The sequence below is a fragment of the Nocardioides sp. genome (genome assembly GCF_024509035.1).
Taxonomy (GTDB): Bacteria; Actinomycetota; Actinomycetes; order Propionibacteriales; family Nocardioidaceae; genus Nocardioides.
Map to the genome: position 1 here is coordinate 2,793 of NZ_JANINT010000240.1, position 379 is coordinate 3,171.

1 pseudogene is annotated in these 379 nt (G+C 72.6%); it reads right to left on the reverse strand.

Annotated elements, in window-relative coordinates:
• Positions 1–379: pseudogene (locus Q0L15_RS16760) on the reverse strand (magnesium chelatase); the annotation flags it as partial.

The window sequence follows — 379 nt, forward strand, 5'->3', positions numbered from 1 at the left end:
GTGGATGGTCTCCGGGTCGCCGAGCGAGCGGCCCTCGGCGACCTTCATCGGGTCCACGTCGCCGATCAGGTCGGCCACCGAGGTGTCAGGGGTGGCGAGCTTCTCGGAGTAGCGCTCGGAGCGGTGCCGCCACGCGATCGGGAGGTCGTCGCCGAGCTCGGCGGCGCGACGCTGCGAGACGTGCGAGATCGGCTCGTAGGGGTGCTCGCCGAGCTCGGAGCCCTCGATCACCGGGGTCCACTCGTCGAGCAGCCCCACGAGCGTGCGCAGCAGGCGGGTCTTGCCCTGGCCGCGCTCGCCGAGGAGCACGATGTCGTGGCCGGCGATCAGCGCCCGCTCGAGCTGCGGGATCACCGTGTCGTCGAAGCCGTGCAGCCCG